Annotated in this window: 5 protein-coding genes; all 5 read left to right on the forward strand. The window is 60.0% G+C overall.

Going from position 1 to position 7098, the window contains the following annotated elements; genetic code table 11:
- Positions 1-70: 70 nt before the first annotated feature.
- Positions 71-1243, forward strand: a complete 1173-nt coding sequence (gene hflK / locus ACRESJ_RS28330; RefSeq protein WP_431760825.1) for an FtsH protease activity modulator HflK — start codon at positions 71-73, stop codon at positions 1241-1243.
- Positions 1243-2112, forward strand: a complete 870-nt coding sequence (gene hflC / locus ACRESJ_RS28335) for a protease modulator HflC (protein WP_128606386.1) — start codon at positions 1243-1245, stop codon at positions 2110-2112. The genes hflK and hflC overlap by 1 nt, the downstream gene beginning before the upstream one ends.
- Before the next feature lie 314 nt (positions 2113-2426).
- On the forward strand, positions 2427-3614 hold the full coding sequence (locus ACRESJ_RS28340) for an ATP phosphoribosyltransferase regulatory subunit (protein ID WP_431760826.1): 1188 nt from the start codon (positions 2427-2429) through the stop codon (positions 3612-3614).
- A gap of 54 nt (positions 3615-3668) precedes the next feature.
- Complete coding sequence (locus ACRESJ_RS28345) at positions 3669-4961, forward strand: adenylosuccinate synthase (RefSeq protein ID WP_431760827.1); 1293 nt, start codon at positions 3669-3671, stop codon at positions 4959-4961.
- A 150-nt stretch (positions 4962-5111) separates the two neighbouring features.
- Complete coding sequence (locus ACRESJ_RS28350) at positions 5112-7046, forward strand: methyl-accepting chemotaxis protein (protein WP_431760828.1); 1935 nt, start codon at positions 5112-5114, stop codon at positions 7044-7046.
- The last annotated feature ends 52 nt before the right edge of the window (positions 7047-7098 follow it).

The following is a 7098-nucleotide window of genomic DNA, read 5'->3' on the forward strand; positions in this document are numbered from 1 at the left end:
GTGACAGGCATTCTGTAGCATTGGTCGGCGCGCCGTGGGTGCGTCTTTGCTTTATCAGATGGAGAGCGCTATGGCTTGGAATGAGCCGGGTGGCAACTCGAATAATCAGGATCCCTGGGGTGGCAAGCGCCGTAATAACGGCGACCGCAAGGGGCCGCCAGATCTCGACGAGGCCTTCCGAAAGCTGCAGGAAAGCCTGAACGGGTTGTTCGGTAGTGGTAAGAAACGTAGTGACGACGGTGGCGTTCCGGGCAAGAGCGGCGGCTTTGGCGGCCTGCTCGGTATCGGCCTGGTCGTGTTGGCGGCCGTATGGCTGTATAGCGCGGTCTATGTAGTTGACGAGCAGGAGCAGGCCGTGGTGCTGCGCTTCGGCAAGTACTACGAAACTGTCGGCCCGGGTCTGAACATCTACTTCCCGCCGATCGACAAGAAGTACATGGAAAACGTTACGCGTGAGCGTGCGTATACCAAGCAAGGTCAAATGCTGACTGAAGACGAAAACATCGTCGAAGTGCCGCTGACCGTGCAGTACAAGATCAGCCACCTGCAGGACTTCGTGCTGAGCGTCGATCAGCCGGAAATCAGCTTGCAGCACGCGACCGACAGCGCCTTGCGTCATGTGGTGGGTTCCACCGCGATGGACCAGGTGCTGACCGAAGGTCGTGAGCAGATGGCCAGCGAAATCAAGGAGCGTCTGCAACGCTTCATGGATACGTATCGCACCGGTATCACAGTCACCCAGGTCAACGTACAGAGCGCAGCGGCACCGCGTGAAGTTCAGGAAGCCTTCGATGACGTGATCCGCGCCCGTGAAGACGAGCAGCGTTCGCGTAACCAGGCTGAAACCTATGCCAACGGTGTCGTGCCGGAAGCTCGTGGTCAGGCCCAGCGCATTCTCGAAGATGCCAATGGCTACCGTGACGAAACCATCTCGCGCGCCAAGGGTGAAGCCGATCGCTTCACCAAGCTGGTTGCCGAGTATCGCAAGGCCCCTGAAGTTACCCGCCAGCGTCTGTATCTGGACACCATGCAGGAAGTCTTCAGCAACACCAGCAAGGTTCTCGTGACCGGCAACAAGAATGGCCAGAGCAACCTGCTGTACTTGCCGTTGGACAAGATGGTCGAAAGTGGCCGCAGCACCAGCACTCCGGTGACCGGCGCGGCAGCCAGCAGCAATGAAGCGAATGCTCGTGCGGCAGCTGATCTGCAGCAACAGCAAGCTCGTACCAGGGAGAGTCGCTGATGAGCAATAAATCGCTGATCGCCCTTATTGTCGGCGTCGTCGTGGCGATCGCTGCCTGGAACTGCTTCTACATCGTGGCTCAGACCGAGCGAGCGGTGTTGCTGCAGTTCGGACGCGTGGTTCAGACCGATGTTCAGCCAGGCCTGCATGTGAAAGTGCCCTACGTTAACCAGGTGCGTAAATTCGACGCACGTCTGATGACGCTGGATGCACCGACACAACGCTTCCTGACACTGGAAAAGAAAGCCGTGATGGTCGATGCCTACGCCAAGTGGCGGGTGAAGGACGCTGAGCGTTTCTACACCGCGACTTCCGGCCTCAAGCAAATCGCCGATGAGCGTCTGTCCCGTCGTCTGGAATCGGGCCTGCGTGACCAGTTCGGTAAGCGCACCCTGCACGAGGTTGTGTCGGGTGAACGTGATGCGCTGATGGCGGATATCACGGCTTCGCTGAACAAGATGGCTGAAAAAGAGCTGGGCATCGAAGTTGTCGACGTTCGGGTCAAAACCATCGACCTGCCGAAGGAAGTGAACCGCAGCGTGTTCGAGCGGATGAGCACCGAGCGTGAGCGTGAAGCTCGTGAGCACCGCGCCAAGGGTAACGAGCTGGCTGAAGGCATCCGTGCCGACGCCGATCGTCAACGCCGCGTACTGCTGGCTGAAGCCTATCGTGAGTCGGAAGAGACTCGCGGTGACGGTGATGCCCAGGCTGCTGCAATCTACTCCAAGGCATACGGTCAGGATCAGGAGTTCTACGCGTTCTACCGTAGCCTGCGTGCCTACCGTGAAAGCTTCGCGAACAAATCCGACGTCATGGTCCTCGACCCAAGCAGTGACTTCTTCCATTACCTGGAAAAAGCCAAGCCTTGATACGACGTTGACCTGAATCATCCCCCGCCGGGCGGCTAAAACCTCTGGCGGGGTGATCCTTTGGGAAAACGTGTGTATGATGCGGCAGCCGGGAAATTCCCGGCTTTTTTGCGTCTGCATGTTTGATTGCTGTTTTTATGCAGATGCCCGAGCGCAATGGCTCGAATGGTTTTACGAGGAAAGTGGTCGGCGAAGCCCATATCAGGCTTTTCGCCACGTCGCTCTTGCGCGTGGTTTGCGCTGAGCCGGTCATTTTCTGCTTCACTCAAGGCTCGCCCAAAGGCTTGCTGCCCGGATCATAGGGGAATGGCGTAATGGCAACGGTAGACCGCTGGCTGCTGCCAGATGGCATCGAAGAAGTACTGCCACCGGAAGCGGCGCGCATTGAAGTCGCGCGTCGTCAGGTGTTGGATCTGTTCCAGAGCTGGGGTTACGAGTTTGTCGTGACTCCTCATATCGAGTACCTGGAATCCCTGCTGACCGGCGCGGGCCAGGACCTGGATCTGCGTACCTTCAAGGTCATCGACCCGCAGTCGGGCCGGCAGATGGGTTTCCGCGCTGACATCACGCCGCAGGTGGCACGCATCGATGCGCACACCCTGCGCCGCGAAGGCCCAAGCCGCCTGTGCTACGCCGGCAGTGTGCTGCATGCTCAGCCACGTGCCCTGTCGTCCTCGCGCAGCCCGATTCAACTGGGTGCCGAGTTGTACGGCGATGGCAGTCCGAGCAGCGACGTCGAAGTCATCAGCCTGATGCTGGCCATGCTGCAACTGGCCGATGTGCCGGATGTGCACATGGACCTGGGGCATGTCGGTATCTATCGCGGCCTGGCCCGCGCTGCCGGTCTGTCCGGCGAAGTTGAACAGCAGTTGTTCGATGCATTGCAACGTAAAGCCATCGACGAGGTCATTACCTTGACTGAAGGCTTGCCTGCCGATTTGTCGGGCATGCTGCGCGCATTGGTCGACCTGTGTGGCGGTCGTGAAGTGCTGGCTGCTGCGCGTGAGCGTCTGGCCAAGGCTCCGACTCCGGTTCTGGCTGCGCTGGATGACCTGCTGGCGATTGCCGAGCGTCTGTCCGTGCGTTTCCCGGAGCTGCCGTTGTACTTCGATCTAGGCGAGTTGCGCGGTTATCACTACCACACCGGTGTGGTGTTCGCTGTATTCGTGCCGGGCGTTGGCCAGTCCATTGCCCAGGGCGGTCGTTATGACGACATCGGCGCTGACTTCGGTCGCGCTCGTCCGGCAACCGGCTTCTCCACCGATTTGAAAACCCTGGTGACCCTGGGGCGTGCTGAGATCGAGCTACCGTCTGGCGGTATCTGGATGCCTGACAGTACGGATGCGGCACTCTGGCAGCAGGTTTGCCAGTTGCGCAGTGAGGGTCAGCGTGTCGTTCAGGCATTGCCTGGGCAACCTTTGGCCGCCGCCCGTGAAGCGGACTGCGACCGGCAATTGATTCAGCAGAACGGGCTTTGGCAAGTATCGCCACTGGCTTCTTGAGTTTTCCTGCCGGCCGCCGCCGGCACCAAGTTTGCGCGAATGAGGACAAGTGTTATGGGTAAGAATGTCGTAGTCCTGGGCACCCAATGGGGTGATGAGGGCAAAGGCAAGATCGTTGATCTGCTGACCGAACATGCTGCCGCCGTAGTGCGCTACCAGGGTGGCCACAACGCTGGTCACACACTGGTGATCGATGGCGAAAAAACTGTCTTGCACCTGATTCCGTCGGGCGTGCTGCGCGAAGGCGTGCAGTGCCTGATCGGCAACGGCGTGGTGGTTGCACCTGACGCCCTGCTGCGGGAAATCAACAAGCTGGAAGAGAAAGGTGTACCGGTGCGCGAGCGCCTGCGCATCAGCCCGTCCTGCCCGTTGATCCTGTCCTACCACGTAGCGCTGGACCAGGCCCGTGAAAAGGCCCGTGGCGAGCACAAGATCGGCACCACCGGTCGCGGTATCGGCCCGGCATACGAAGACAAGGTTGCACGTCGTGGCCTGCGCATCGGTGACCTGTTCCATCGCGAGCGTTTCGCCGCCAAACTGGGCGAGTTGCTGGACTACCACAACTTCGTTCTGGTCAATTACTACAAAGAGCCGGCCATCGACTTCCAGAAGACGCTCGACGAGTGCATGGAATACGCCGAACTGCTCAAACCGATGATGCTCGACGTCACCGCCGAGCTGCATGACCTGCGCCGCGCCGGCAAGGACATCATGTTCGAAGGTGCCCAAGGCTCCCTGCTGGACATCGACCACGGTACCTACCCGTACGTGACCAGCTCCAACACCACCGCTGGCGGCATCGCCACCGGTTCCGGTGTGGGCCCGATGTTCATCGACTACATCCTCGGCATCACCAAGGCCTACACCACTCGCGTCGGTTCGGGTCCATTCCCGACTGAGCTGTTCGACGACGTAGGTGCATTCCTGGCCAAGCGTGGCCACGAGTTCGGTGCCACCACTGGCCGCGCCCGTCGTTGCGGCTGGTTCGATGCCGTCATCCTGCGTCGCGCCATCGACGTCAACAGCATCTCGGGCCTGTGCCTGACCAAGCTGGACGTACTGGACGGCCTGGAAACCATCAACATCTGTGTCGGCTACAAAAACGCGGATGGTGCAGTGATCGACGCACCGACCGACGCCGACAGCTACATCGGCCTGGAGCCGGTGTACGAAGAGATGCCAGGCTGGAGCGAATCGACTCTGGGCGCCAAGACCCTGGCAGAGCTGCCGCAGGCTGCGCGCAACTACATCAAGCGCATCGAAGTGTTGGTCGGCGCGCCGATCGACATTATTTCGACGGGCCCGGACCGCAACGAAACGATCGTTCTGCGCCATCCGTTCGCTTGATAAGTCGTTGATGTAAAACACAAAGGCCCCTTAATCGGGGCCTTTGTCGTTTATGCCCGTCGAGCGGCACGACCTTTGCTGTAATCATTAAAAAAAGCATCGCTTCTGGCGTGCTATCAATTTAATGGCGCCAAAGCAGAGGGATTCCAAGTGTCGGCCGTTCTCTCATTGTTACAAAGCCGTCTCTTACGGCCTGTGTTCGTTACCCTCGGTATCGCCCTTTTGGTGCAGGTGCTGGTCGCTGTTGCGCTTACCCGGAGCACGGTGACTGCGCTGGAAGCCGATCTCGGTATGCGTCTGGGGGCGGACAGTCAAAAACTATCCGGTGAGCTCGAGCAGGCAGGGCGTGAAGTCACGTCGAGCCTCGACAGTCTTTCTACCAGTACGCGTCAACGCCTCACGGCGGGCCTGTCTTCGCGATTGAAAGAAGAGCAGGTGCAATTGCGTGCGACGCTGGAAAAGGACCTGAAGGACTCCGCCAACGATATGGCGCAGCTTTTGGCCTCCGTTGCGCCTCGTGCCATGTGGGACAACGACGTACCGACCCTGTCCGAGTTCGCCCGTCGCGCGCAGCGCAATCCCAACGTGCTGTTTGTAGTCTATGACGACGCAACGGGGCAGCATCTGACGCGCTACCTCAATCGCGAAAACCCGATCAACAAGGCGCTGCTGGAGAAAGGCCAGGGCGAGCGAGCGCTGGACAAGGTTCTGGACGCAGCGAAAAATGATCCGTCCGTGTTTTACATCGAAGCTGCAATCAATCCCAATGGCGTGGAAATCGGCAAAGTCCTGATGGGGGTCTCGACCGCCTCGGTGGAAACCGATCTGGCGGCCCTGGACAAGCGCTTCTCTGGATTGATCGCGAGCAGCGATCAGTTGGTGGGCGACAGTCTGAAGGGCGCAGCAGCCGACAGTGCGACAGCCATGCGTGCTCGTCTGCAGTCAGCGCAATCCACGGCGTCTGAAATGAAAGCCAATACCACCAGTACCGTACAAGAGGCCGCGGCTACCTTGCGCTGGCGCATTGGTGTCAGTCTCGCGCTGGTGGGGTGTGGTGTGCTGCTGTTGCTGGCCATTGTGCTGGGGCGTCGAGTGGTCAATCGTCTGAAAATGTTGATTGTGGCCATGGATGACCTCGCGGCGGGCGAGGGTGACCTGACCAAGCGTGTGCAGATCAACAGCAAGGATGAAATCGGCGACATGGCCTCGGCGGTCAATCGCTTCGTGGATAAGTTGCAGCCGATCGTGCGTGAGGCCGGCGATGTCGCTCAGCGTACCGGTGTGGAAATCGGCGCCATGACCTTGCGTAACGCCGGAGCCGATGCGGCGGCTGGTATGCAGCGTGACGAAGTCGCTGAAAGTCTGCGCGCCTTGTCACAAATGGCGGACGAAGCCCAATCTGAAAGCCACGCCATGCAGGCGGCGTTGAAGCAGGTGGTGGATATTCGTCAGGCAACCGACGAGAACACTCGGACGTCGGCGAAGGTTGGCAGCCTGATCGAGGCATTGGCCGGTCAGGTCGATACGGGTGCACAGGTAATTGAGCGACTGGCGCAGCAGAGTGAACAGATCGAAGTGGTGTTGACGGTGATTCATGGGATTGCCGAGCAGACCAACTTGCTGGCATTGAACGCAGCCATCGAGGCAGCACGCGCCGGAGAAACCGGTCGCGGGTTTGCCGTGGTGGCCGACGAAGTGCGGGCGCTCGCCAGCAAGACTCAGAGTTCCACCGGCGATATTCAGGCGCACATCGTGGCCTTGCAGCAGGGTGCACGCGAAGCAGTGGCGGCAATCGGGCAGGCCGGCCGTCAGGCCAGTGAAGGTTTGCTGGTGCTACGTGACAGTGCGCGGTTGCAGCAATCGGTGCAGGCATCGGTCGAGCAAGTGCATGCGGCGATTGGCCTGGCGACCCAGGCGGCGGCGCATCAGGCCAAGGGTGCGCAGGCAGTGCGTGGTCGCGTGGAGACGATTCATGTCCAGGCCGAGAAGGCCGCTCAGGCGGTTGTGGAAACCACGGCCAGCGGCAAGTTGCTGAGCGGGTTGGCGGCGCAGTTGAAGGCAAGCCTGGGGCAGTTCAGGGCTTAGCGCTGCCTATGAAGGCATTATCGCGAGCAGGCTCGCTCCCACAGGGGAAATG

Source organism: Pseudomonas sp. (assembly GCF_050739655.1).
Taxonomy (GTDB): domain Bacteria; phylum Pseudomonadota; class Gammaproteobacteria; order Pseudomonadales; family Pseudomonadaceae; genus Aquipseudomonas.